This is a genomic window from Lacticaseibacillus zhaodongensis (assembly GCF_009687905.1).
Lineage (GTDB): Bacteria > Bacillota > Bacilli > Lactobacillales > Lactobacillaceae > Lacticaseibacillus > Lacticaseibacillus zhaodongensis.
On sequence record NZ_BLBG01000025.1, the window covers coordinates 1 to 25,975 of the forward strand.

20 protein-coding genes and 1 riboswitch are annotated in these 25,975 nt (G+C 52.6%); of the genes, 16 read left to right on the top strand and 4 right to left on the bottom strand.

Annotation, left to right across the window (positions count from 1 at the left end; all coding sequences use genetic code 11):
• Positions 1-146 precede the first annotated feature (146 nt).
• Positions 147-1,433, bottom strand: a complete 1,287-nt coding sequence (hisD, locus tag GN107_RS10500) for a histidinol dehydrogenase (protein ID WP_155287822.1) — start codon at positions 1,431-1,433, stop codon at positions 147-149.
• A 998-nt stretch (positions 1,434-2,431) separates the two neighbouring features.
• A riboswitch (purine riboswitch) is annotated at positions 2,432-2,530 on the top strand.
• Positions 2,531-2,747: 217 nt separating this feature from the next.
• Here hisD and ade point away from each other — a divergent pair.
• The 11 genes from ade to GN107_RS10555 all read left to right on the top strand — a co-directional run bounded on the left by ade (position 2,748) and on the right by GN107_RS10555 (position 15,883).
• A complete protein-coding gene (gene ade / locus GN107_RS10505) occupies positions 2,748-4,460 on the top strand; it encodes an adenine deaminase (RefSeq protein WP_155287839.1) in 1,713 nt (570 codons plus the stop codon).
• Positions 4,461-4,567: 107 nt separating this feature from the next.
• Complete coding sequence (locus GN107_RS10510; protein WP_155287823.1) at positions 4,568-5,053, top strand: glutathione peroxidase; 486 nt, start codon at positions 4,568-4,570, stop codon at positions 5,051-5,053.
• Positions 5,054-5,278: 225 nt separating this feature from the next.
• A complete protein-coding gene (locus tag GN107_RS10515) occupies positions 5,279-6,661 on the top strand; it encodes an amino acid permease (RefSeq protein WP_155287824.1) in 1,383 nt (460 codons plus the stop codon).
• Positions 6,662-6,909: 248 nt separating this feature from the next.
• Complete coding sequence (locus GN107_RS10520; protein WP_196246333.1) at positions 6,910-7,212, top strand: bacteriocin immunity protein; 303 nt, start codon at positions 6,910-6,912, stop codon at positions 7,210-7,212.
• A gap of 163 nt (positions 7,213-7,375) precedes the next feature.
• Positions 7,376-7,789 carry a hypothetical protein gene (locus GN107_RS10525; RefSeq protein WP_155287826.1) on the top strand — a complete coding sequence of 138 codons (414 nt, stop codon included), beginning with the start codon at positions 7,376-7,378 and terminating at the stop codon, positions 7,787-7,789.
• Between the two features lie 221 nt (positions 7,790-8,010).
• Complete coding sequence (locus GN107_RS10530) at positions 8,011-9,237, top strand: MFS transporter (protein ID WP_155287827.1); 1,227 nt, start codon at positions 8,011-8,013, stop codon at positions 9,235-9,237.
• An 84-nt stretch (positions 9,238-9,321) separates the two neighbouring features.
• Positions 9,322-10,545 carry an MFS transporter gene (locus GN107_RS10535; protein WP_230678606.1) on the top strand — a complete coding sequence of 408 codons (1,224 nt, stop codon included), beginning with the start codon at positions 9,322-9,324 and terminating at the stop codon, positions 10,543-10,545.
• 992 nt (positions 10,546-11,537) lie between these two features.
• On the top strand, positions 11,538-12,935 hold the full coding sequence (gene brnQ, locus GN107_RS10540; protein WP_155287829.1) for a branched-chain amino acid transport system II carrier protein: 1,398 nt from the start codon (positions 11,538-11,540) through the stop codon (positions 12,933-12,935).
• A gap of 134 nt (positions 12,936-13,069) precedes the next feature.
• Entirely contained in the window at positions 13,070-14,248 is a 1,179-nt protein-coding gene (locus tag GN107_RS10545; RefSeq protein ID WP_155287830.1) for a cation:proton antiporter, read from the top strand.
• Positions 14,249-14,307: 59 nt separating this feature from the next.
• Positions 14,308-14,889, top strand: a complete 582-nt coding sequence (locus GN107_RS10550) for a TetR/AcrR family transcriptional regulator C-terminal domain-containing protein (protein ID WP_155287831.1) — start codon at positions 14,308-14,310, stop codon at positions 14,887-14,889.
• A 352-nt stretch (positions 14,890-15,241) separates the two neighbouring features.
• Complete coding sequence (locus GN107_RS10555) at positions 15,242-15,883, top strand: SDR family oxidoreductase (RefSeq protein ID WP_155287832.1); 642 nt, start codon at positions 15,242-15,244, stop codon at positions 15,881-15,883.
• A 364-nt stretch (positions 15,884-16,247) separates the two neighbouring features.
• On the opposite strand, the gene GN107_RS10560 is transcribed toward GN107_RS10555, so the two are convergent.
• Together GN107_RS10560 and GN107_RS10565 are read right to left on the bottom strand one after the other, a co-directional pair.
• Positions 16,248-16,922, bottom strand: coding sequence for a hypothetical protein (locus tag GN107_RS10560; RefSeq protein WP_155287833.1), 675 nt, complete (start codon positions 16,920-16,922; stop codon positions 16,248-16,250).
• Positions 16,923-17,157: 235 nt separating this feature from the next.
• Positions 17,158-18,165 carry a ketopantoate reductase family protein gene (locus tag GN107_RS10565; RefSeq protein ID WP_155287834.1) on the bottom strand — a complete coding sequence of 336 codons (1,008 nt, stop codon included), beginning with the start codon at positions 18,163-18,165 and terminating at the stop codon, positions 17,158-17,160.
• A 399-nt stretch (positions 18,166-18,564) separates the two neighbouring features.
• Here GN107_RS10565 and GN107_RS10570 point away from each other — a divergent pair, with 399 nt between their 5' ends.
• The 5 genes from GN107_RS10570 to GN107_RS10590 all read left to right on the top strand — a co-directional run bounded on the left by GN107_RS10570 (position 18,565) and on the right by GN107_RS10590 (position 25,398).
• Positions 18,565-19,038 carry an S-ribosylhomocysteine lyase gene (locus GN107_RS10570; RefSeq protein ID WP_155287835.1) on the top strand — a complete coding sequence of 158 codons (474 nt, stop codon included), beginning with the start codon at positions 18,565-18,567 and terminating at the stop codon, positions 19,036-19,038.
• A 215-nt stretch (positions 19,039-19,253) separates the two neighbouring features.
• On the top strand, positions 19,254-20,105 hold the full coding sequence (locus GN107_RS10575; RefSeq protein WP_230678607.1) for a MetQ/NlpA family ABC transporter substrate-binding protein: 852 nt from the start codon (positions 19,254-19,256) through the stop codon (positions 20,103-20,105).
• A 366-nt stretch (positions 20,106-20,471) separates the two neighbouring features.
• Positions 20,472-21,539 carry a glycosyltransferase gene (locus tag GN107_RS10580; protein ID WP_230678608.1) on the top strand — a complete coding sequence of 356 codons (1,068 nt, stop codon included), beginning with the start codon at positions 20,472-20,474 and terminating at the stop codon, positions 21,537-21,539.
• Positions 21,536-23,533 (top strand): glycosyltransferase family 2 protein, encoded by a 1,998-nt coding sequence (locus GN107_RS10585; protein ID WP_155287836.1) that lies wholly within the window; start codon positions 21,536-21,538, stop codon positions 23,531-23,533. The genes GN107_RS10580 and GN107_RS10585 overlap by 4 nt, the downstream gene beginning before the upstream one ends.
• Before the next feature lie 32 nt (positions 23,534-23,565).
• The gene (locus GN107_RS10590) at positions 23,566-25,398 is read left to right on the top strand and encodes an ABC transporter permease (RefSeq protein ID WP_230678609.1); all 1,833 of its coding nucleotides are present in this window, start codon (positions 23,566-23,568) and stop codon (positions 25,396-25,398) included.
• A gap of 77 nt (positions 25,399-25,475) precedes the next feature.
• Here GN107_RS10590 and GN107_RS10595 read toward each other — a convergent pair whose 3' ends face one another.
• Positions 25,476-25,937, bottom strand: coding sequence for a hypothetical protein (locus GN107_RS10595; RefSeq protein WP_155287838.1), 462 nt, complete (start codon positions 25,935-25,937; stop codon positions 25,476-25,478).
• Between the last annotated feature and the right edge of the window lie 38 nt (positions 25,938-25,975).

The window sequence follows — 25,975 nt, forward strand, 5'->3', positions numbered from 1 at the left end:
AACAGGACTTTTGTCTTGGTGTTTTTTATCGTCTCAAATTTGAGGCGATGGTGGCTAACTTGATTCTAAAACGCGGGATTGAAATCGATCCACTTATCGCCACAAATAAGTCCCAGTAGCTGTGTGCGTTCACTGCTGTAGCATGCTTAGCGCTTGCGGTTTGTCCGCACATCAATCGCGCGAGCGTGAGCTTCCAGCCCTTCAGCGCGGGCCAAAGTCGTGATGGCCTCCGCGGTTTCGTCCAGTGCCTCGAGCGTGTAGCTGGTGAACTGGGTCCGCTTCAGGAAGTCGTCAACTCCGAGTGCGGAGAAGAAGCGGGACGTGCCGCCGGTTGGCAAAATGTGGTTCGGGCCGGCGATGTAGTCACCGACTGGTTCGGAGGCCGCAAAGCCGAGGAAGACGGAGCCGGCATTCTTGATCTGGTTCTGGTACTGGTTAGCCTCGGGCAGCTGGACCTCCAAGTGTTCAGGAGCGATGGCGTTCATGATGGTGAAGCAGTCGTCGATACTGTCGACAACAGCGATGAAGCCCTGATCGTTCACGGCCGCGCTGGCAATTTCTTTCCGGGGCAAAGTTTCGAGCTGGCGGTCAACTTCAGCACTGACGGCCTTGGCAAAATCAAGATCAGGTGTCACGAGCATTGGGCGGGAGCGCTTGTCGTGTTCAGCCTGGGACAAAAGATCGGCAGCGACGTATTCTGGTTTCGCTGCGGAGTTGGCGATGACCCCAATTTCGGATGGGCCGGCAATCATATCGATGCTGACCTGACCGAAGACCTGCTTCTTAGCGGTGGCCACGAAAATGTTGCCGGGGCCGGTAATTTTGTCAACGCGGGGGATGGTTTCAGTCCCGTAAGCAAGAGCGGCGATAGCTTGGGCGCCACCGACTTGGTACACTTCATCGACACCGGCAATTTTGGCGGCGGCGAGAACGACCTTGCTCAGACCATCTTTTTGCGGTGGGGTGAGGAGGACGATGCGGCCGACGCCGGCAATTTTGGCGGGAATGACGTTCATTAAAATTGATGATGGGTAAGCGGCGGTGCCACCAGGAACGTAGACACCGGCGGCAGCTAGTGGGGTGATGCGCTCACTACGGACGACACCTTTGCGTTCGGAGTCGGTGAAGCCGTAACGCATTTCCTTCTTCTGGTAGCTGATGATGTTGACCTTGGCCAGTTCAAGCGCAGCTTTGAGCTTAGGATCAACGGAATCGTAAGCAGCGTCGATCTCGCTTTGCGGCACGCGCAAATTTTTGACCTCAACCTTGTCGAATTTAATCGAGTAATCAAAGAGGGCGGCGTCACCGCGCTCGCGGACATTCTTGATGATGTCCTGCACGGCGGCCTCGATTTCAGGATTGTTTGCGGCGGTGTCGGTGCGGCGAGCGACAAACTTGAGGGTGTCAGCTAATGATTCTTGGATGATTTTCATAATGTGAACTCCTTTTTGATAAATTCATGAGTGACGGGCATATGTTTGGTGCGGTGGGTGGTGGATAACCCGCGGTGGCGGGGTATGTATGGAGGTGGAAGCAAAATGTTAAAGGCTACGTGCCTTCTAGGTTATGGCCGCATCATAGTCGAGCTGCAGGAGGCAGAAGCTTGCGGCTAACCACCTTTTGGAATAATGCCGAAACCCGGCATTTTTCCAAAAGCCCGTTAGTCCTCAGCTTCTGAGCGCCTCCCTACGCTCTGTTTTCATAGTCGAGCTGCACGGGGCAGAAGCCTGCGCTTAACATGACTTAGGAATAATGTCCAAGCCCAGGACATTATCCCTAAGTCCCGTTAATGCTCAGCTTCTGGGCGCCCCGTTCCGCTCTGTGGTTGTCGCTCTGTTTTCATAGTCGAGCTGCGAGGAACTGAAGCTTGCGCTTTGCACACTCCGGAAGTAATGCCAAACCCAGGCATTCCTCCCGGAGTACGCAAATGCTCAGCTTCAACCCGTTCCTCTCCGCTCTGTGTACAAAAAAAGTCCCCGAGCCGCACAGAATTACTGTGCATTGCTCGGGGACGATGTTGTCGCGGTTCCACCTCGATTTGCTGGCGCCTCACGACGTCAACCTCACGTTGCCTGCAGCTAGTCGTCTGGGCGAGAACAGCTGGGGGTAACCGTGATAACGCAGCGCTTGCGGGCTAGCTTACTGAATTCAGCTAACCGGTTAATTTCTGGACGTGACTTCCCAGCAAATCGCGACCCCATTTCACCTGCGGGGCTCTCTGTTCGCAAACGTGCAGGTACTGCTTCCAGTCAAAACCTTTAACGTACTTTTAATTTTAAGGATAGCTTACTCAGCATTTTCTCGTTTGTCAAGAAAAGCGGTCATTTAATTTTTTGCGTTTTGCCTTCGTTCACAAAATTGGCATTGCATTGTTCGTGGTTTGGGTGGTAGGATATGCAACAATATCTAGCGACCAAGCGTGGCCGTTACCAATAAAAATATTTTGAATGCCTATATAATCGCCGAAATATGGTCGGCAGTCTCTACCTGGAGCCGTAAACTCCGGACTATAAGCAAAAAGACGGGTGTAGTCCAGGCTTTTTGGCTTAGGGTTACAGCCGTTTTTTGTACAGAGCGAAGAGGAACGGTTTGAAGCTGAGGACTAGGGCGCATAGGGACAAATGCCTGCACTTAGGCATTTGTCCCTATGCAGACTAGCCGCAAGCTTCAGTTCCTCGTAGCTCGACTATGAAGCGGCCATATCCTGTACCCACCGTTTCCGGCGATTGACTAGGCAGAAGGAGAACATTGTGCAGACAGTTGATTTGCTACTGACCGGAGCTAAAGTTTTGAACGTGTACACGCGGGAGTTCACTACGACCAACGTGTGGATCGACGGCGATAAGATCGTGTCCGTGCTTCCAGACGCTGACTTAAAGGCGCGGACAACGGTTGATCTGCAGGGCAAGTGGCTGGTGCCGGGTTTCATTGACGCCCACGTGCACATTGAAAGTGCGTTGGTGACCCCGAGCGAAATCGGCAAAATCCTGCTGCAACACGGCGTGACCACCGTGGTTGCTGACCCGCATGAACTGGGTAACGTGGCTGGAACCGCTGGGATTGAGTATCTGATTCACGATTCCCGCCAGACACCACTGGATGTGCGCTACATGTTGCCGTCCTCAGTGCCTTGCGTGCCATTCGATCACAACGGTGCGACGCTGCACGCGGCTGACCTTGAACCACTGTATGCAGAACCCGAAGTTAATGGGCTCGCTGAAGTCATGGATTATGGTGCGGTTGAGCGCGGTGACAAGGACACGATGGATAAGGTCCATGCAGCGTACCCGCACGGTTACCACGCGGATGGCCATGGTGCCGGACTCAGTGCCCGGCAGCTGGAAGTCATGGCCGCAGCGGGGATGGACACGGATCACGAATGCACCAGCGTTAAGGAGGCCCAGGAGCGGGTCAACGCCGGGATGCACGTCTTCCTGCGCGAAGGAACCGTTGAACGCGACCTGCTCAACACGGTCGGCGCGGTGACCGAGAGCAACGCCGCCCAGTTTGCATTTTGCACGGACGACAAAACGATTGGCGACCTCATTAAGGAAGGCTCGATCGACCGAAATCTGCGGATGGCAATTGCGGCCGGTTTGCGGCCCGAAATTGCCTACGCCATGGCCAGCTACCACGCGGCTTTGGCCCACAAACTGAGTGACCGCGGCAGCATTAGTGCTGGCAAGCTCGCGGACTTGGTGGTAATTGATGACCTGGCTGATGTGCACATTTCCCGGGTAATGAAGAGTGGTGCTTGGCAGGATGAAGAGACTGCTAGCAAGCCATTGCCGTTCACCGCGACCCACCTGCAGCACCACTTACAGCTCGCGGACCTGCGCATGCCACTGGAGGGCACGGTTGACGCTAACATTATCGGCGTGCAGCCCAACCACATCACGACGGACCACGTTGTGCAATCAGTGACGGGTGTGCAGGGTGAATTCCAGCCCGATTTTGACCGCGACATCCTCAAAATGGTCGTCGTGGAGCGGCACCACAATACCGGTTGCGTGGGCCTGGGTTTGGTGCAGGGCTTTAAGCTGAAGCACGGCGCCGTTGCCAGTTCCGTAGCACACGATGCGCACAACATTGTTGCCGTTGGGAGCAGTGACGCCGCCATCATGCAGGCCATCATGGCGATTACCGCCACGGATGGGGGCCAGGCGGTTGCAACTGACAAGGAAGTGCTGGCGAATGTGCCACTACCAATTGGTGGTTTGCTGTCCGACCAGCCGTACCGCGTGGTTGCTAAGCAGATGGCCGCACTGCGCACCGCCTACAATCAGGTCAGCGTGGATGTTGACTACGATCCTTTCATCACCCTGTCCTTCCTGACGCTACCTGTAATTCCAACCCTCAAGCTCACCGACCAAGGCCTGTTTGATTTTGACACTTTCTCCTTTGTCCCCGTGTTTAAAGAAGCTAAGGTCGCACAAGCAGCTGGTAATAGGCAAAATTAAGTTTGCGCCATGATCAGCAATGGTGCTTGTTAAACCGTCCCGGAGCGCTTACAATTACCAAGTAAGAACGAAGCTGCTTTTGCACACAGTGAAGGGAATGGTGGCAGATGGATACGAAAACAAAGATTAGCGATTTTGAGCTGACTGGAATTAACGGTAAGCCATTGAAACTCAGTGATTATGCCGGTAAGGTGCTGATCATCGTGAACACCGCCAGCAAGTGTGGCTTTGCGCCCCAAATGCAAGGCCTGGAGGATCTATACAAGAAGTATGGTCAGGACGGACTGGTGGTCGTCGGTACGCCTTCCAACCAGTTTCACCAGGAACTCGCCAATGATGAAGACACCGCGAGTTACTGCCAGGCCCATTACGGGGTTACCTTCCCGCTTAGTCAGCGCGTACGCGTGAACGGTGCCGACGAGGACCCACTGTGGGCCTACCTGAAGGAACAGTCGGGTGGTGGCAGGATCAAGTGGAACTTTACCAAGTTCGTTATTGACCGGCACGGCGAGGTCATCCGCCGTTACGCCCCAGCAACCCGGCCCGCCGCGATGGAGGAAACCATCCGCGCAGCCCTTAATTTAAAGAAGTAATCGTGGCAGAACGCACCCGTTCGCGGGGTGCGTTCTTTTATTCTACTGGAGGTGAATCAATTTCATCAAAAGCCGAAAAAGTTTCGCATATCGTCATCTAGACCGTCAAACCGCGCTTTAGCGGCATTCCCGACTGGGCGGCCCCTTGCGCGGGCGGTCCGATAACATGTTTAATAGTATGGTAGTAATTCATTTATACATAATTTTGCGTGAAGGAGCACTTGCATGGCGGACAGGTACAAAATCAAAGAAAACGAAGACGGCACCCGGCGGGAACTCTCTAATCGCCACGTGCAGATGATTGCGATTGGCGGCACGATCGGTACGGGACTGTTCCTCGGCGCCAGCAGTACCATCATGAAGACCGGGCCCTCGGTGGTTTTAATTTACATATTGCTGGGCTTTATTTTCTTCCTGATGATGCGGGCAATCGGCGAGATGATGTATGCCGATCCGAGTCAGCACACCTTCATTTCCTTCATTACTAAGTACCTCGGTAAGAATACCGGTTATTTTGCCCTCTGGACCTACTGGCTTGGGGTGATCTTCGTCGCGATGGCCGAACTGACCGCTGTGTCGCGTTACGTGCAGTTCTGGTTCCCGCAGTGGCACGCCTGGGCAATTCAGCTGGTGGTGCTGGGCTTGCTGATGAGCATCAACCTCATCGCCGTGCGCCTGTTCGGGGAGGCGGAGTTCTGGTTCGCGATGATCAAAATTACGGCCATCGTCGTGATGATCGTTGTCGGTTTGGCCATGATCTTCATGAACTACAAGACGCCACTCGGCCACGCCAGCTTCAGTAACATCACGACTAATTTCCAGATGTTCCCCAAGGGTATCGCAGGTTTCATCGGCGCGATTCCAATGGTGTTCTTCTCCTTCCAGGGGATGGAGTTCATCGGCATCACGACCGCCGAAACGGCTAACCCGCGCAAGGTGCTGCCAAAAGTCATTAACGAAATTTTGATCCGGGTGCTGATTTTCTACGTCGGCGCGATTGTTGTCATCATGGCCATCTACCCGTGGAACAGCTTAGACCCAAGCAAGAGTCCCTTCGTGCAGGTGTTCCAGCTGGCCGGCTTGAAGGCTGCGGCCGCGGTCATCAACTTCGTGGTGCTGACCGCCGCTGCCTCCGCGCTCAACTCCTACCTGTATTCGGCTGGGCGCCATTTCTTCCAGATTGCCCTCGACAGCAACGCTAAGCCCTTTATTCCCTTCCGCAAAATTGCCCGGACCGGTGTGCCCGCGCGCGGCATCATTTTGTCCGCAGCGCTGGTTCTGATCGGACCGATTCTGAACTCGCTGCCGCAGATTGCGGACGCCTTTTCTTTTATCACCTCGGTGTCTAGTGACCTCTACATCATCGTCTACATGCTGACGATGATGGCGCACCGGAAATACCGGCAGTCGCAGGAGTTTGATCCCAATGGCTTCCTGATGCCGGCGTACAGCATTAGTAGCCCTGTGGTCATTCTCTTCTTCACCGCCGTGTACGTCACCCTGCTGACGGGGACCGGACGCTGGCCCGCAATTGGCGGCCTCATCTGGATCGTCTTGTTCATGTTCTTCCAGCGCTTGCATCAGCAGGCACAAAAGACTACCAATTGATGCAAATTGTCTATCGCCATTAATGCAAATGACCTAGCTCCCATTACAGGGACTAGGCCATTTTTTTCGAGACGGGTAATAATTACTGAGCTACTTTTGCCCAAGCCGCCTTGATTCTTGCGATAAACTGCCGTGCGATATAAATTTGCATCCCGACCTTAAACGCCGGCGTTTGCGAATTGAACACTGTAGCAAACTGTGACACAATTCACAACGAGGTATGCTACAGAATGATGGGGGTGGTCACAATGAGTAAAGAGTTCACTATGGGCAAAAAGGAAACTGAGCTGTTTGATTTAATCGGGGCTGCATATGATTCGCTGCCTGCTGGGACTAACGATGAACTACGATCAATGCTATTGGGTTACGCAAGATCGTTGCAAAACGGTAAAGATCTGCCAACAGTTACTATGAAGTTGTCGCGCGAATTAAACCACTACTTGATAGGTAATCATAATCTGACCGAAGAAGTACTAGCGTTAGGATCTGTGCTGCAGCACAGAAAGCAATCAATGTTTGGTTGGGGCGCTGCTGGAATCTGGTTTATGTAATTTATTTGGGCAAAAAGGTGCACTTTGCTTGGTGATTCGTAGGCTAAGATTCACACAAAATAGCGTTGACGTGATTTGCAAATGCGCATACTCTAAGCGCAACAGCCGATTTTGGTACCGGGGAACATGTTGCTTATCCTCTCCAGAAAAGAGATTGATTCCTGTGAAAAAACGAGTGACCTTATTGCCAGCATTCCTTTGCTTACTGCTCTTTACCCATTTGAAGAGGATGGGCGGTATTTCGTTGCGCCTGACCGGAGCCGATTTGTTCTTATGGATTAGCTTTCTGCTGACCACCCCAGCCCTGCTTGCAACACTCAAACCCTTAGCCATCAAAACCGACTTTTCGAAGAAGAACGCGAAGATTCATGGCAATACAAAGCTGTATCAGGACTATTTGAACTTTGGTGCCGGGGCGCTTTCCCTGGTGTTTGATGACAACTTGTTTGATGGTATCGTTTCTTTTTGCGTGAAACTAATAGTTAACATTTTACTGATACTAGTTTCGCCGCTGGTATATGTTTTGCGCTTGCTGTTCAAGGGCGGTGCGTACCTATTGCGGGCAAAGCCCATTTGAGCAAAGCTGTTGGCGCTGTAACAGCTACTGTTGAAGAATAAATTGTTATTCGAGGGAGGTTATCATGCAGAGTGGTGCGCCCCTCCCAGCGGCCCATCTTCACAAAAAATTCACACTTTTGCCGCACTATAAAGTGATTAGCTATTTTTGGCGAACTGCACCCGCGGTTCGCTATTCGCTTGCCAAAATACGCAAAAACGATATGGGAGAGGGTAATCTACATGGATGACGCGCAGCGCGAAAAGGGACCTTGGAAGCGCAACTTGTACATATTATGGGGCTGTACGTTTGTCGCTGGTATTGCCTTCAGTGAAATCATGCCCTTCATGTCGCTGTATGTTGGCGAAATGGGGAGCTTCAGTAAGCAGCAGGTTTCCTTCTATAGTGGCCTGGTTTACGCCGCGACCTTCCTCGTGACTGCCATCGTCTCCCCAATCTGGGGCAACCTGGCCGATCGCAAGGGCCGCAAAATCATGTTGATTCGCGCGTCACTCGGGACCGCGCTTGCCATGGCCCTGATGGGAATTGCAACGAACGTCTGGGAGCTGATCGGCTTCCGCGCGCTGCAAGGTCTCTTTGCGGGTTTTATTTCCAACGCCCAAGCGCTGGTTGCCTCCCAGACGCCGCGGAAAAATGCCGGGCGCGCGCTGGGCACGTTGGTTACTGGGTCGACGTCGGGGATGTTGCTGGGGCCAATCATCGGTGGTTTCCTGGCGCAACTATTTTCCATCCGCATGACCTTCTTCATCACGGCGGGCTTGTTGTTGCTGAGCTGCATTTTGTCGGCCGTCTTCGTTGAAGAATACTTCGTGCCCGTCGAACATCCGAAGCACGTCAAGGGGCAAAAGCGGGCAGGCTTGCTCAGCCAGTTTGATAACCCGAAGCTGATTATCGTCCTGCTCTGCTCGACCATGATCGTGCAGTTAGGGAACGCCTCGATCTCACCAATTATTAGTCTGTATGTCCGCGAACTGATGCACTACCGCGGCGCGATTACCGTCGTCGCCGGCATCATCGCGGCGCTACCCGGGATTTCCAACATTATCGCGGCACCGCGGCTGGGTCGTTATGGGGATCACCATGGCTCGGGGAAGGTGTTGATTGGCGGCTACCTGTTTGCGGTCCTGGTGTACTTCCCGCAAGGCTTTATCGGCAGCGTCTGGGCGCTAGGTTTCCTGCGGCTGCTGGTCGGAATTTCCGACGGGGCGCTGTTCCCAACGATTCAGACTTTGCTGACGAAGAATTCGCCGGTGAGCGCAACGAGCGCGATTTTCTCGTGGAACCAAAGCTTCCAAGCCTTGGGAAACATGTTTGGTGCCTTTCTGGGCGGCACCCTGGCCGGTTTGTTCGACTACAATGTGGTCTTCATCAGCACGGCCTGCATGTTGCTCTTTAACTTTATTTTGCTCTGGTTCACCGAACCATCACTACGGGGCAAAAAGGCGTAAGCCAATCATCCGGACGAGACTTGATCCGGAGCTACATAGCGTGACGGGTTCAATTAACCAATTATTCTGGGGGAGATGTTCAATTTGGCTGAAGAAGCCGTACCACAGACACAATGGCGGCAGAATCTAGTCGTCTTGTGGGGCTGTACTTTTGTTGCGGGGATTGCTTTCAGTGAGGTGTCACCGTTTCTGGCCCTATTTATTAGTCAGATGGGTCACTATTCCCACCAACAGTTGAATTTTTACAGCGGCATCGTTTATGGCATTTCCTACATGGTGACGGCCTTCATGGCACCACTCTGGGGCCACCTGGCGGTTAAGCGCGGCCACCGGATCATCTTGCTGTGCACAGCGGGCGGGATGGCCATCATCTACATTCTGACCGGCTTCGTGAACAACGTCTGGCTGCTGTTTTTGGCCCGGGCCGGAATCGGGATGTTCTCTGGTTACATTCCGAACGCGCAGGCACTAGTTGCCGGCCAAGTACCGCGGGAAAAAAGTGGTAAGATTCTGGGCACCTTGCTCACCGGTTCCACGTCTGGGGTGCTGATTGGCCCTGTGATTGGCGGGATTCTAGCGCATATTTTTTCGATTCGCCTGACCTTTTTCATTACCGGGGTCCTGCTGATTATCGTCGCCATTATGTCCTGGGTGCTGGTGCGCGAAGACTACGCGCCGGTCAAAACGGTGGTGCACCGCGGTAAGCAGAAGGGCTTTTTCCAGCAGTTCAGTAATCCAAAATTGATTATGGTGCTGCTGACGTCCACCTTGATCGTGCAATTGGGCAACTCGTCCATTTTCCCAATCATCAGCCTGTATGTTAAGCAACTGATGCACGGCCGCGGCGCAATCACGGTCGTTGCGGGGATCATCTCCGCCTTACCGGGGATCTCCAACATCATGGCGGCACCGCGTTTAGGGCAATATGGTGACCGGCACGGTTCGGGGCGGGTACTTGTTTGGGGCTATCTATTCGCCGTCGTGGTTTACTTTCCGCAAGGCCTGTTTGAAAGCCTGATCGTTCTGGGCGTGCTCCGCTTTCTGGTCGGAATTTCCGACGCGGCGCTGTTCCCAACGATTCAGACGCTACTGACAAAAAACTCTCCACGGGCTGCACTATCATCCGTCTTCGCGTGGAACCAAAGCTTTCAGGCGCTGGGCAGTATGTTCGGTGCGCTCGTTGGGGGCGGCGTTGCTGGGGTCTTCGGCTACAACGCCGTGTTCATCACGACCGCCTGCATGTTACTGATCAACTTCCTGATTCTGTGGTTTACGGAACCGTCATTACGGGGCAAAAAGCGTTCCTAAGATAAAAGTGCCGCGGCAATTATCAGAAACTGGTGATTGTCACGGCACTTTTTGATTACATTCCAGCTGGCCACTGCTGCTGCCGCGACCGCCGAAAGTAATGCAACGCAAATTTGCATTTTTCGAAAATTAGTCTTGACAGTGATGATAGTGGGAACTATATTAGAACACATGAGAAACAGATAAGACAAACATCGCTTTGACGGGAAGAGTACAAAAACCCCACGGCCCACAGCAAGTTGCGGTAGATGAGAACGCAGCGCCGGTAGTTTTTGGAAAGTAGTCCCCGAGCGCGTGTGGTGAGCGGCCCAGCCGTTAGCTGCACATGGGAGCACCCATTACAGTGCTAGCGTATCGTCTCCAGACCGTACGTGATGAGGCGTTACTCGTGAGGGTGACGCAAAGCAGGGTGGTACCGCGTTAAGCGCCCCTGTAACTATCTAAGTGTGATAGTTGCAGGGGCGCTTTTTTTGTTACACAGAGCGGAGCCCCGCGGTCAGAAGCTGAGGATTAACGGACTCTGGGCAAAATGCTTGGGCTTTGGCATTTGGACCAGAGTGTGTTAACCGCAAGCTTTTGCGGGGCGCAGCTCGACTATGAAAACAGAGCGGAGAGGAACGGTTTGAAGCTGAGCATTTGCGTACTCCGGGAGGAATGCTTGGGCTTTAGCATTACTTCCGGAGTGTGCAAAGCGCAAGCTTCAGTTCCTCGCAGCTCGACTATGATGTGGCCGTAACCAAACCATTCACCACACGAACATACATAGCACCATTTAGCACCAAACCAACACATAGCAGTTAATTCTAAGGCGGGAGGGAAGAACAATGCAAAACGTGAGTAAATGCGGCGGCATTAGCCGAGTGTAAGCAAGTAGTTTTTATTCAACACAGCAATTCATTTAATTCATACAGCACCATTGATTCCCGCCGCTTTTGCGTGAGGGACACACATAGGCATCGCTAATAAAGTACCCATCACGGAGGATTAACATTATGGAAAAACAGCCATCTAAGCGATTCACTAAGAAAAATTACATTGCAATTGCATCCATGCTCTTCGGGATGTTCTTCGGCGCCGGGAACCTGATCTTCCCGATTCACCTCGGCCAGCTCGCCGGCCACCAGTGGTTTACCGCTGGCCTTGGCTTCCTGATCACCGGGACGATTTTGCCACTGCTCGCGATTATCGCCATTTCCATCACCAGAAGTAACGGGATTTACGACTTGGCCAAGCCGATCGGCAAGCGGTACGCAACTTTCTTCATGGTTCTGACCTGCGCAACCCTCGGCCCGCTGTTCGCAACGCCGCGGACCGCGACCACACCATTCCAAATTGGTTTTGCACCGCACGTTAGCGCCGCAAGCCGGCCAATGTGGCTGCTTGGTTACTCACTGATTTTCTTCGGGATCACTTACTGGGCCTCCCGCAAGCCAACTAAGATCATTGACTCCATTGGTAAGCTGCTCAACCCGCTGTTCCTGATCCTGCTGGCAATTATTTTCGGCTTCGCTTTTGCCCAGCCAATGTCCAGCGCCGCACAGCAGGCTAGCACCGCTGCTTACACGCACGGCGCGTTCCTGAACGGTTTCCTTGAAGGCTACAACACCATGGACGCACTCGCTGGCCTGCTCTTCGGGATTGCCGTTGTTACCACCATTCGCGGCCTTGGCGAAAAGCGCCCCGGCCACATTGCCGCAATCGCCGCTAAGTCCAGCACCATGAGCATCATTTTGGAAGCTGCCATCTACATGATCCTCATCTGGATCGGTGCAACCACGCTGGCTCACTTCAAAATCGCCGCTGACGGCGGGATCACCTTCAACCAGATTGCGAACCACTTCATGGGCATGCCCGGTGAAATCATCCTGGCCATCATGGCAACACTGACCTGCCTGACCACCGCAATTGGTTTGTCTACCAGCTTCTCTGAAGCACTGCACACCAAGTTTCCCAAGATTGGTTACCAGACCTGGCTCATCATCTGTGTCGGTGCCAGCTTCCTGATTGCCAACATCGGGCTCGACCAGATTATTGCCTGGTCCCTGCCAATGCTGATGTTCCTCTACCCACTGGCAATCACGCTGATCATCATGTCCATTGCGTCACCACTGTTCAAGAGTGACCGCATCGTTTACATCATGACCACCATCTTTACGATTATTCCGGCCTTCCTTGACGGAATCACCAACGCACCCGCAATCATTTCCCAGTCTGGCTGGGCAAAAGCGATTCTGGCAATTGATGCCAAGCTGCCTTTTGCCAGCATGGGGATGGACTGGTTCCTGCCCGCTATCATCGGGATGGCAATCGGGCTGGCCATTCACTTCATTCGCGAGGCGCAGGCAAGTCGGGCTGCCAAAGCGAGTATAGCTGAGGCCAACCAGGACTAAGCTATCTAGATTGGAGTATGCTAGATACAATCACGCAGCAAGCCGCAACGTCTTGATACCAGACGCTGCGGCATTGTTGCCGTTAAGCACATATTGGCGTTAGACTACCATCGCCAGATTTTGGAGGCACACATATGAATTTTGTTGGTGAATTAGCGTTTATCCTCTTAGCCACCACGCTTGCCGGCCACTTTTCACGGCGGGCGGGGATGCCGGCGGTCGTTGCCGAGATCCTGGTCGGCGTGATCGCCGGGCCCGCGGTGCTGGGACTCATCCATCCGAGTAATCTGATGACGACCTTCTCCGACCTCGGGGTGATCGTGCTCATGTTTCTCGGCGGGCTCGAGAGTGATTTGGACCTGCTCAAAAAATACTTGCGGCCGGCGATTATCGTTGCCGTGTCGGGAGTCATCGCGCCGGTGGTTTTGATCGGGATCACGAGCCACTTCTTCGGGTTCAGCTGGTTCGAATCGATTTTCATTGGGGTGGTTTTCTCCGCAACCTCCGTTTCGATTTCGGTCGAGGTGCTCAAGGAGTATGGAGCCCTGTCCACGCGTGAGGGCGCCACGATCCTGGGGGCGGCGGTTGCTGACGACATTATCGGGGTCATCCTGCTGAGCATCATGATTTCGCTCATGGGCACGCAGGGCGGTGGCAACAGCACGCCGCTGTGGCTCACCATGCTGGAACAGGTTGGCTTCTTCGTGCTCTGCTACGTGATCATCAAGTGGATTGCCCCGATAATCCTGACGATTTCGGACCGCATCCTGATGACTTCTAGTCCCATTATCGGCTCACTCATTATCTGCTTTAGCATGGCCTGGCTCGCCAACCTGGTCAGCCTGAGCGGGGCGGTCGGCGCATTCTTTGCCGGCCTCGCCGTCGCCCAGACGGATTTCAAAAAGGTTGCCCAGGCAAGTATCGAGCCGATCGGTTACGCACTATTTATTCCGATTTTCTTTGTCAGTGTGGGTCTGGACGTGACCTTCAGCGGCCTGCGCGATTCACTGCCCTTCGTCATCGTGATGACCATTCTCGGGGTCCTGACCAAGCTTGGTGGTTGCGGACTGGGCGGTAAAATTAGTGGTTTTACCGGACGCAGTAACTACATTATTGGCGCGGGGATGATTTCCCGTGGCGAGATGGCGCTGATCACCGCCCAAATCGGTTTTTCCGCGCATTTGTTAGCGGATGAGTACTATTCCGATATCATTTTGGTGATCATTTTGGTCACGATTATTGCACCATTTATGCTGAAAAACGCGCTGCACGGACAGGCAGATCCTGTGCTCGCGGATGGGGCCTCTATATAGGAACGAAGTAGGTGCGCCGTTTTCTTACTTGTGGTAAGCTTGTGTCGAGGTGAGTGCGAATGGATACAAAAACACGAATTGCAACCGCCACTAAACAATTGGTCGAAAGCACTGATTTCAGTGCCATCACCGTGACGACAATCATGAAGTCTGCTGGCCTGCGCCGGCAGACCTTCTACGACCACTTCCGCGACAAGTATGACGTCTTGGCGTGGATCTATCAGGTCGAGATTGGTGACAAAACGCAGCGGACCAGCTTTTCCAGCTGGACCACCACGCTGAGCGAAATGGTTAGCTATTTTGATGCCAACCGCAAGTTCTACCGGGCAGTTTTGGCCATCGATGGCCAGAACGCGCCGGTCGATTATATTCGCGAACACGTAATGACCATTGTCTGTGCAAGTCTGCTCGCGCTCGGCCGCGAGGAGAAGGTCACCATTGGCGGTGACTACTGCCAGTTCATGCGCGAATTGATGGCGGACGGGCTCATGAACGAGCTGTGCCGCTGGGTCAGCGCGCGGACTGGTCGGAATGCTGATACTGAATATGAATTCTTGCAAACTTATATTGAAGATCAAGTTAACGGGCTGCTGCTCCGGCGGCGGCGCATCAGTGCGTACAAGCACCAGTCAATTGCTTAAGAGAGTGCTCCGCAATGCGGTCAGCTCCTGAGCATTAGCAGAAACAAGGCCTATTCCCGTTTTTTGGGAGTAGGCCTTGTTTTGGCTAAGCGGAAGGAGCTGCATTGCGGAGCACGTTTACAGGCCGACTCCTCACCATAACTCAGAAAGGTCAGGAGTCGGCCGGCAGCGATGGCCAATATTAATTTGGAAACACTCATTCCCAGTTTCGGAATGGGTGGCCTTTTTTGCTGTAAATAGCTTGCTAATTTGCCGGACAGCGCCGCTAATTATGTCCGCCGCGGGAATTGGTGGGGGCGTTATACTGAACCCGTAGATAGGTACCCGTAAACTAAAGATGGAGGAATTCACAATGAAAAAAGTATTGATTCTCGGTGCACATGGTCACATCGCCGCCTTGGCGCGCAAGCAGCTGTTAGCTGATACCGACGTGCAGCTCAGTCTGTTCTTGCGTCGCGCCAAGCGGATCCAAGACGCCGACCCCAAGCGCGAGACCGTAATCGATGGGGATGCAAGCAACGTTGAACAGCTAACCGCCGCAATGAAGGGCGTAGACATTGTTTACGCAAACCTTGCTGGTGGCAACATTGAGGATCAGGCTAAGGCGGTCGTTGCGGCGATGGACCAAACAAAGGTCAAGCGCCTCATTTGGATTTCGACCTTGGGGATTTACGATGAAGTTCCCGGTGCGTTTGGCAAGTGGAACCACGCTCAGCTTGATGGTGGCTACCTAGAGACATACGCGGCCGCAGCCAAGGTTATTGAGGCTTCCGACTTGGATTACACTATCATCCGGCCGGCATGGCTCAGCAACAAGGATATCGTGAGCTACGAGCTGACCCACCGCAACGACACTTTCAAGGGGACAGAAGTTTCGCGCAAGAGCATTGCGGACCTAGTCACCAAAATTATCCTGGACCCAAGCAAGTACGTCCGTGATTCCCTTGGCGTTAACCAGCCCAACACGGATGGGGCTAAGCCGTCCTTCTACTAATTAAGCCATATTCAGATAGCGAAAAGAGGCTCGGTCTGCAATCACAGTGAGCAGCTTCGAATTTACTGACGACCATCGCTGCCGGCCGTTTCACTGTCCATTTCACTACGGGCAGCAAGCTGCACTAGTGAAAGTGGCGACTCCTGACCGTTCGTAATTATGGTGAGGAGTCGGCCGCCTCCGCTGCGCTACGGATGTAGGAGAGTAAGCGGTAAACCGCCAACTCTCCCAGCATGTAAACGTGGCCCACAATGCAGCTTCTTCCGCTTAGTTTAAAAATGGCTGTATTCCCAAGGTTCGGGAATACAGCCATTTTTCTACTAATGCTCAGGAGCTGACCGCATTGTGGTCCACTCTCCTTTGCTTACTGAATATTCTGATTATTGATGATGTTCATCTGCTGGTTGAACTGGGCGTGCTGCACGTCCATGTTGTCACCCGGATTTTCTAGCAGATCGGTGAGCTTGACGAGGGCCTTACTGCGGCTCCGTGCGGTACTGACACTACTTTTATTCGCAGGACTGCCATTTTCAGTGAGGCTGCCGACATTTGCCTGAATTTTGGCGTTCAGTTTTTTTAACTGCTTATATTTGCCAGCGGCGCGCAAGGTGTTAACCGCACTTTTGACCGCGCTAGCCTGGGAGTTGTAGCTTGCGCCAGCAACTGTTGCTTGTTCACCGTGACCATTTTGCTGCCAGACCACAAGCAGATTGTTTTCGATGCTGAAGGCCAGGGCTTTATAGGCAATCAGGTTGGTATTCAGCTGAGATCTGGCGGCTTTGTAGGTGCTTGCCATTGACGCGCTGGCTGCGGCGTTGGCCCGGGTGATCCGCAGATTGTTGTGACGCTTGATGTTAGCCGTGTTGCGGGTACTGGCAACGGCAGTGACGATCGTGCCGAGCAAGACGAGACCGCATCCAGCAACTACCTGCAACAAAATACTACGGGTCTTTTTGGATCGCGTCCGGTAGACTGCGATGCCACAAGCGAGCATGACAAATAGGGTTGCAATGATGATAAGCATAAATGGCCAATACACATTGATCCCCCCAAACTCGCGATGGTGTGACCGGCTTAACGGCAATCCGTTGTGAAGCTGCTCTTAAAGTTACCAATTATAATGATTAAAGTCAAAACTACTACTATCGGTCAGTGGTGTCCAGCCGCGCTGGGTTGCTACCTATCAATAAACAAAGCTCCCTGACGGGTATGCCAGGGAGCTTTGTGCGTATTGTAAGTTATATTCAGCTGGATTGCGTTCCGTAGTTACAAGCTTACGCCTTCACTTCGGACTTGGCGTCGCGAGCTAGAACTTCTTTCCGGAAGGCTTCAACATCAAAGCCTTTGGAGAATTCGGCGAGGTGGACCAAGTTGCGCAGGAAGTCGTGAGTTTTGGCTTCGTAGCCGTGCTTGTGGCCGAGGTCGTAGATGTAACCGTTGATGTAATCGACTTCGGTTGGGCGGTCCTTGGAGAAGTCTTGGTACATGGATGGGAAGTGGAGCGGGTTAGCATCAGCACTAACGTGAACGATGCTTTCCCATTCTTCCTCGCGGGTGTTCAGCAACTTGATACCGGCAGCTTCACAGGCGGAGTATGCTTCTTCAATCAACTGTTTGGACAGCTTCTCAGCCGTTGGGGCGGCAATGAATTCACCCATGCGGATCTGGAACATGGTGCAGAGGGTGTTAACAACTGAATTGAAGGTTACCTTTGCCATCAGTGTGCCGACAAAATTATCGGTCAGGTTCGGGTTCAAGTGCGCGCGGGTGAAATCGTCCATGATCTCGGGCGTCTTTTCGTCGGGCTTTTCGGTTTCAGGGCAAATGTTCATGGAACCGGTGTTAGGAGCACCAATGAAGTCAACGTCGCCGGCACCATTCAAAACGGTCGCGATGAGGGCAGTTCCGCCGTAAACCTTTTCCTTAGGGAAGTACTTGTTGATTTTTTCAATGTGGCCCATCCCATTCATACAGGTGATGGCGTACTGTTCAGGTTTGAAGAAATGTGCGGACCGTTCAAGCATTTCTTCGAGGCCCATCTGCTTAACGAAGATAATATATGCGTCCGGGTTGCCGGTATATTCTTCTGGTGAGTAGATGTTAATTGGCACCAAATGCTTGTTTTGGCCATCGCGGGAGACGTAAACCCCACCTTGTTCCTTACACTTTTCAACTTCTGGTGCCCAAGTGTCGACGAAATCGACCTGGCAACCGGCATTTTCCTGCAACAAAACTCCATAACGCAGGCCCATTGCGCCCGCACCCAATACTGTGTACTTCATATGTATTTTCTCCCTTCGAATCCTATGTGTTTGTCCCGCTTCAAAGTGGCGAGTATCTTCATTATGGTAGGATAGCTCACAGCCGTCAACAGCTAATTTTAATTGTTTTCACAATGTAATATAAGAACAATCGCAGTTATATCGTTCATGAACAAATGGTCTTGATTGCCTATGGTTAGTGGACTTGAGACAAGCTTAACTAGAACTGAGGGCGACGCAGATTAGATTGCGGATGATATTTAGCATTGACAGTGATATGATTTTCTCATCGTAATCGTTGGCCGCTTTGCATTTTGCAATCATTGGCAAGAACAGACCGTGATGATTGTCGGGAACTGTATTTTGCAAAACGCGTTACAATGATACTAGCTGTAAATAAGTTAAAGGGAGATATTCATCATGGCAAAAGTTGAAAGCTTCACATTGGATCACACTAAGGTTAAGGCACCATACGTTCGGCTCATCACGGTTGAGTCTGGTGCTAAGGGCGACAAGATCAGTAACTTCGACCTGCGTTTGGTTCAGCCCAACACGAATGCTATCCCAACGGCCGGCTTGCACACCATCGAGCACTTGCTTGCTGGCTTGCTTCGTGACCGCATGGACGGCGTAATCGACTGCTCACCATTCGGCTGCCGCACTGGTTTCCACCTCATCACATGGGGCGAGCACAGCACCACGGAAGTCGCTAAGGCCCTGAAGAGCTCCCTCGAAGAGATTGCCTACAAGACCAAGTGGGAAGACGTTCAGGGTACCGACATCAAGAGCTGTGGTAACTACCGCGACCACAGTCTCTTCTCTGCTAAGGAATGGTCCAAGAAGATCCTGGCAGACGGCATCTCCGACAAGCCATTCGAACGCGAACTGGTTTAAAACACAGAGCGGAGGCCCGCGGGTAAAAGCTGAGGATTAACAGGCTCCGGGAAGAATGCCAGGTTTTAGGCATTATTTCCGGAGCAGGTTAACCGCAAGCTTTTGCGGGCCGCAGCTCGACTAGGCACCGTAGACATTAAAGCCCTAATCGCGACGGCACTACGCCGTCGCCATACATAACTACAACTCGAAACAACGATTCTGGGGGGATTCCATTGAAGAATTTTGCGAAGATCATGGCCGGCGCTGCGGTCGCATTCGTAGCCGTGCTGGGTTTGGCTGGCTGCGGCAAGCAGGCTAGCGGCACCAAGCTCACGCCCGTCACTGTCGGCGGGATTGGTTCTGACTACCAGACCTGGCAACACATTGCTAAAACTAAGCAGGCTAAGGACATGGGCCTCAAAATCAGTGTTAAGGAAGTCAGCGTTGGTAAGCAGCTCAATGACGAGACGGCCAATGGTGATATCGACGTCAACGCCTTCCAGTCATACGCCTTCCTGAAGTCCTACAACAAGGAGACCACTGGCAAAAAGGTTGCGGCACTCGGCACGACTTACCTTGAACCGGTGGGCATCTATTCAAAGAAGTACAAGTCGGTTAAGGACTTGCCGAATGGTGCCAGCGTTGGGATCTCCAGCAATCCAGCTAACGGGGCGCGGGAACTGCTGCTGTTGCAAAGTGCGGGCCTGATCAAGCTCAAGAAGGGCTTTTCGACCTTTGGCACCTTGCGCGACATTACTAGTAACCCGAAGCATATCAAAATCAAGGAAATCGACGAGGACTCCGCGGCGCGGTTCCTGCCCGATTTTGACGCCGTCCTCATTTCGAACACGATTGCACTCGAAGCCAAGCTGAACGTGCTCAAGGATTCCATTTATCATGAACACGCAAGCGCAAGCACCCGCGGGAACATTAACGTTCTGGCAACTACCGCAAGTAAGAAGAATGATGCGACCTACAAAAAGCTCGTCAAGCTGTACCACGAACCCGCAATTCAGAAGTGGATCAAGCAGGAGTTCAAGGGCACTAAAGTCGAGGTCAAGCGGCCGCTAAGTTATCTAAAGTAATCAACTAATTGAAGTATTTGCAAAGCGGGACCCCTTTATTTTATGAAAGGGGTCCTTTTGCGTTGTGACATAATTCGGCGCAGCAATAATGACACAAGCAGAATTTATCAGAGCCACAACTGTTATTTAAAAAGATAGTTACAGTCATTATTCATATACCAGTAAGAATGCTCCGTTCATACTTTATTCATATGTTCGTCATGATAATATTACATTGTTATTAACGGTGGCACATTGATAAATGCATACGGATAAACTAATATAGGCATTAAAGGTGCGGATAAGGCAATATATGTCTAGCAATTAATAACGACAAGATATAGTGTCGATACATAACTATTATGTGATGAAAAGGGTGAGAAAAAATTGAAAATCGGGGTTCTGATTCCGGCATTAGATCCAGACGAGCGTTTGCAAAAGCTCGTTCGGCAGCTGCAGCAGCGGCCCGGCTGGATGCGGCCGTTAGTGATTGTGGACGACGGAACGAGTGCTGCCAAACAGCGAATTTTTGCCGCGCTGGAGCATGAGTTTGGTAGCAGTGTGCACATAATTCACCACGGCACCAATCGGGGCAAGGGGAATGCACTCAAAACTGGGTTCGCATACTTTGAATCCATGCCGCAAGCAGTTGCCGGAATTGCGACCCTAGATGCGGATGGCCAGCACACGGCGGCGGACCTTTGCCGCTGCATTGAGCGGTTTACTGAGGACCCCAGTCAACTTGTCATCGGGGTAAGAAATTTTGCCAAAAATGTGCCGCTGCGGAGTCGGTTTGGCAACATCCTGACTGAAAAAATCGTGCAGCTACTTACTGGCAACCATATCAGTGACACGCAAACGGGCCTCCGGGTCATTCCTAGCGCTTATGCCTACCAACTTCTGCAGCTGGGTGATAGCCGTTTCGAGTTTGAACTGGATATGCTACTAGCAGCCAAGGACCATGGGGTGCGGATTACCGAGGTGCCAATTACGACCATTTACCTGCAAGGCAACTCAAGCTCTCATTTTCGGATCATTCGGGATTCAATTGCAATTTACAGTCGCTTTCTGAAGTTTGCGGCTAGCGGCATCATTTCCTATTTAATTGATATTGCGCTGTTTGCTGCCCTTTTGTTCTTGTTCAACAGCAACACGGCCAATGCGGTGTTGCTGGCGACAATCATCGCTCGGCTTGTGTCTGCAGTTGCCAACTACCTGCTCAATCGGCACGTTGTTTTCGGTCGCGGGGATGTGCAAACTTTCCTGCGCTACGTGGGGTTGTGGATTGTGCAAACCCTGTGTTCTGGCTACGGCACGGGCTTCATCACCAGTCTGCTGGTTCCCAATGGTCCCTTAGTGCTCGTCACGGTGATCAAAATGCTCTGGGACTTAGTGCTGTTCTTCATCAGCTACCAGATTCAGAAGCGCTTTGTGTTTAGGGGTGCTAACGAATGACAAAGACGAAGCGGGTCATTTACACTTTGGCAATCGTGCTCTCGATCATCTACCTCCTGTGGCGCTGCATCTTCACGATTCCGTGGCACGCAACGCTGCCGGTGCTGATTTTTGCATTGATGCTGGTGGTTAGTGAAGTGATTTCTAATTTCACCGCCTATTTACTGATTGCCTTCAACATCATCGTTGGCCGCAATAAAAAGGACAAGGTGGTCACGCCACAATTCCTACCGGGTGCGGAGGTGCCCGATGTTGACATCATTATCACCACGCACAACGAGGATAAGGAGTTGCTGCGCAAGACGGTTAACGCTGCCACCTTCATCAAGTATCCGCAAAAGCGGAAGGTGCACGTGGTCATCGCCGACGATGGCAACCGGCCGGAAGTAGCCGCACTTGCCAAGGAGTACCACGTTGGCTACATCGGGATGGAAGACAACAAGCAGGCCAAATCCGGTAACATCAACCACGCCCTGAAGCAGCTGCACGCGCCACTATTCGTCATTTTCGACGCCGACATGATTCCTTTCTCCACGTTTTTGGAGGCGTCAGTACCCTACTTCACGCAAAATTGGCGCGAGCAGGCAGCTGATCCAGACAACACCAAGCCACTCGGGTTCGTGCAGACCCCGCAGAGTTTTTACAATGCCGATATTTTTCAGTTCAACCTGTTTTCCGAGCAAATCGTGCCCAACGAGCAGGACTTTTTCTCGCGGGGCGTGAACGTCCTGAACGGGGAGAACAACACCGCTTTATTCACCGGCTCGAACGCCGTGTTCTTGCGGCAGGCTGTTGAAGACGCGGGCGGGTTCCCGACGGATACGTTGACCGAGGACTTCGAGCTCGGGGCCAAAATCAACATTGCCGGGTATACGAGTCTAGCCACTGAGGAGCCGCAAAGTAGTGGCACCACCCCGATCGACCTGAAGGGGGTCATCAAGCAGCGGACTAGGTGGGCACGCGGCGTCATGCAGAGTTGTCGCAACTTGCACATTTTCCTGAATCCGAACATTGCCTTCACGAACCGGCTGATTTTGATCAACAGCTTCTTCTACTGGTGGTCATTCCTGCGTCGCTTGATTTACATCGCCGCGCCGGTACTGTACGCGCTGTTCAAGGTTCAGGTCGTGAACGCTAACTTCTGGATCCTGATGGTTGTTTGGGCACCCGGTTATTTCCTGCTGCAATATGTATTGAGTGATTCATCGAACAAAATTCGCGATGAGCGCTGGGGCGAAGTGCAGGAAACCTTCTTTGCACCGTACCTATTTATTCCGGTATTGCTGGAGTTTCTCGGTATCAAGGCCACCAAGTTCAAGGTCACGAATAAAAATGCCACCGTCTCGTGGCAAGACCGACTCTACATTGTTCCGTACTTCCTGCTCTGGCTGATTACTGCCATTGCCGTGATTAAGTTCAACTACGGCAAGTGGGGTTCAGAAATTCTAGTCGGCAGCGTCATCACCTTCTGGCTCCTGACCCACCTGATCAACCTCAGCTTCTGCCTGTTCATTGCGATGGGGCGGCCGGTGTTCCGGCGCTCGGAACGGTTCGTGCGCCGGCTTAAGGGCAAATTGCGCTTTGCTGACGGCAGCACGGCGGAGATTATGACGGATAACGTGTCCGAAGGCGGAGTTGCCTTTAGTTTCACTGACGCGACCAGGGCGACACTGAAACCAGGGACACCGGTGGTTATCGTCTTAAAGCATGGCGACCGGGACGTAGAGCTGTCCGGCAAAATTGTGCGGCAATGGCGCGATGACGGGAAGGATTACTACAGCACGACCGTAACTGCCCAAGATGCGGATAGCCGCAATCACATGCTGCAGATTATTTACGATGGCAGTAATCGCAACCTGTCAACCAAGCAGGACCGGTGGATCACGCCGTTTGACGAACTGATGCTGAACTTTTCGCACCGCTTCAAACGGATTGATAGTCTGATCACCAAGCTCAACCGGAGTAATCGGCACCAGAATGTCTTCAGACAGTAATTAATTGCAGAAAGCGTTGAGGGGGGATCACTTTGCTAGGCTGGATTATTTTGGCGTTATCATTGCTGGGCTATAACAGTCTAGTGCGGGTGCTCGGCGTGGAGTTGCACCTATCTTGGCTCACCAGTGTCTTGCTGCAGGTACTGGCCCTGTATGTGTTCGCGATGTGTGGTGCACTGAACCTAGGATTGCAGATCGTCACCTGGGGCGGAGTCCTGGCGTTCGCAGTGATCATAGCCCTATTAATCTTGGGCCGCATCACTTTTCCCTTTGTGGGGACGCACTTGTTTGACGTGTGGATGATTGCCTTGGGCGGCGTGATGGCGAACGTGCTTTACCACAGCCCCCTGATTCACTATGACAATTACACCCAGTGGGCGCTGATCGTGAAGTTTATGAATTTCACTGGGCGCCTGCCGGGAGCGCACGACCCGCTAATTACTTACACGTCCTACCCGCCCGCAACTGGCCTGTTTATCACCCACGTGGTCCGGCTCATTGGCTTTAGCGATGGGGCGATGATTCTCGGTCAGTTCATCATTATCTGGGCGGCGCTCTACGCTATTTTCGGGGTGTTGCGGGACAAAACGCGGGGGCTGATGGCCTTCGTACTCTGTTTCGTCATCTCCATCTCGAACGTTTTTAACATCGCCATCCGCATGAACAACCTATTGGTGGACTACATTTTGCCCGTGATTGCAGTCGCGGGGATTGCCGGCGTGTACATTTACCGCAAGCGGCCGGGGTACCAGCTGAGCTTTGTGGTGATTGATACGGCCAGCATTTTGCTTGTGAAGAATTCCGGGACCTTCTTTGTCGCCATGATCATTATCTACTACCTCTACGCGCGGGTGCACTACAGCACGGGCAACTGGGGGCTGCGCACTCTGCGGGGGCTGGTCATGACCGCGATTGCGGGGCTGGGGGCTTACCTGCCGTTTGCCTGGTGGAACGCGCACGTGCACGCCACCTTTAGTTTGTCGAAGCACGAAATCAGCGCAACGGCCTACAAGAGTCAGTTAGCCCACGAAACCACCGCGCAGATCATGGGTATCGGGCGCAAAATTGTGCGGACCCTGCTGAGCGGGCACTCGCTCTCCATGAGTGGCGTTATCTTGATTAATGTTGCGCTGCTAGCCGGCTGGATCTGCATTCGGCTGTTCTGCCGGCGTAAGAATTCACTGCTTAAATTGACCATTTTGACCGACCTTGGTTTGGTCATTTACGTCATCAGCCTTTTCGGTATGTACGTGCTGGCGATGCCATATAACGAGGCCAAAATGATCGACGGCTTCGAACGCTACATGTCCAGTGCGGTCATCTTTTTCCTCTTCGTTGGGGCAATGGCCGCGGTTGTCGAGATGGATTATTCCTTGCACGAGCAACGCTTCACGAAACGCACACTCCGCAGCTTCAGTACCTACTTCAGTAAGAACCTCTACCAAGTTGCGTCCTTCGTGCTGATGATTTTCTCCATCATCATGATGTTTTCCGAGACCAATGGGATTGAATACAACAACCAGATGAATAAGAATGCCTTGCCCCAGCAGATGAAGCGGATCATGCGGCAGCGCACGACCGTGAATCACGACAAGGTGGTCATTGTCGACCCGCACGCGGATGACGTTGCTGATTATTACACCGGTTATGTGGGCCGCTACTTCTTCTTCTCGGACAAAGTGGTCGGGCAGGAAGATTGGAACATGTCCGCTAAGCAGTTTAAGCAGGCCGTGTTGGCTTATCAGTACGTTGCGATTCCTGAATGGCACCGCACCTTCTCCGCAATGGTCAAGGAGGTTTGGGGGCAGTCGATCAAAACGGGCACGTTTAAGGTGACGCAAAATGGGCTCCAGCGGGTGCATTAAGCAGAGTGCAAAAAGCTGTTCGTCCTGGATCAATTGATCCAAGGCGAACAGCTTTTTCATTGGTGGCGATACATGAATTATTTTTCCCGTTTACTTTGGCGCTTGCCACTAGCCGTGCGTTGCCCCAGCCGCTTGCGCCGCGCTGCGAACCATTCTTGCATTTGGGCCTGCTGCTCCGGGGTGAAATCTTCGTAGTGCTTACGCATCCAGTGTTGTTGCCGTGGATCGACGTTGGAATCAAGCCAGCTGGAAATGTTTGGCGGTAGCTGCCGGCCCCGGCTGAGTGCGGCCCAAGGGTTGCTTGACCGCGACTGGGCGCTCTTGCCACCAGCAGCCGTAGTCGCCTTATCCCCGCCGTCAGTTGGGGTTGCCATCGTTTTGCCGTTACGGCCCCGGCTTTGCTGCTGGACCTTCCGGAAATCCTTTAACTCACTACTATTTAAGCTAACAAAATCCTGCTGCTCGTCTTCAGGCAGGCTGGCGACGTCATACATTTCTTGGGGTCTGTGCCAACTGGTGTTGAAGAATAAATATATCATTCGGGAAGATCTCCATGATAGGAGGTCTTTTTGTTATT

What these genes read in the sequence shown, in the direction of transcription:
- GN107_RS10515 (WP_155287824.1), top strand. Translation starts at nt 5,279, where the DNA reads ATGGCGGACAGGTACAAAATCAAAGAAAACGAAGACGGCACCCGGCGG.
- GN107_RS10550 (WP_155287831.1), top strand. Translation starts at nt 14,308, where the DNA reads ATGGATACAAAAACACGAATTGCAACCGCCACTAAACAATTGGTCGAA.
- GN107_RS10570 (WP_155287835.1), top strand. Translation starts at nt 18,565, where the DNA reads ATGGCAAAAGTTGAAAGCTTCACATTGGATCACACTAAGGTTAAGGCA.
- GN107_RS10585 (WP_155287836.1), top strand. Translation starts at nt 21,536, where the DNA reads ATGACAAAGACGAAGCGGGTCATTTACACTTTGGCAATCGTGCTCTCG.
- GN107_RS10545 (WP_155287830.1), top strand. Translation starts at nt 13,070, where the DNA reads ATGAATTTTGTTGGTGAATTAGCGTTTATCCTCTTAGCCACCACGCTT.
- GN107_RS10595 (WP_155287838.1), bottom strand. Translation starts at nt 25,937, where the DNA reads ATGATATATTTATTCTTCAACACCAGTTGGCACAGACCCCAAGAAATG.
- GN107_RS10565 (WP_155287834.1), bottom strand. Translation starts at nt 18,165, where the DNA reads ATGAAGTACACAGTATTGGGTGCGGGCGCAATGGGCCTGCGTTATGGA.
- GN107_RS10530 (WP_155287827.1), top strand. Translation starts at nt 8,011, where the DNA reads ATGGATGACGCGCAGCGCGAAAAGGGACCTTGGAAGCGCAACTTGTAC.
- hisD (WP_155287822.1), bottom strand. Translation starts at nt 1,433, where the DNA reads ATGAAAATCATCCAAGAATCATTAGCTGACACCCTCAAGTTTGTCGCT.
- brnQ (WP_155287829.1), top strand. Translation starts at nt 11,538, where the DNA reads ATGGAAAAACAGCCATCTAAGCGATTCACTAAGAAAAATTACATTGCA.
- GN107_RS10510 (WP_155287823.1), top strand. Translation starts at nt 4,568, where the DNA reads ATGGATACGAAAACAAAGATTAGCGATTTTGAGCTGACTGGAATTAAC.
- GN107_RS10520 (WP_196246333.1), top strand. Translation starts at nt 6,910, where the DNA reads ATGAGTAAAGAGTTCACTATGGGCAAAAAGGAAACTGAGCTGTTTGAT.
- GN107_RS10555 (WP_155287832.1), top strand. Translation starts at nt 15,242, where the DNA reads ATGAAAAAAGTATTGATTCTCGGTGCACATGGTCACATCGCCGCCTTG.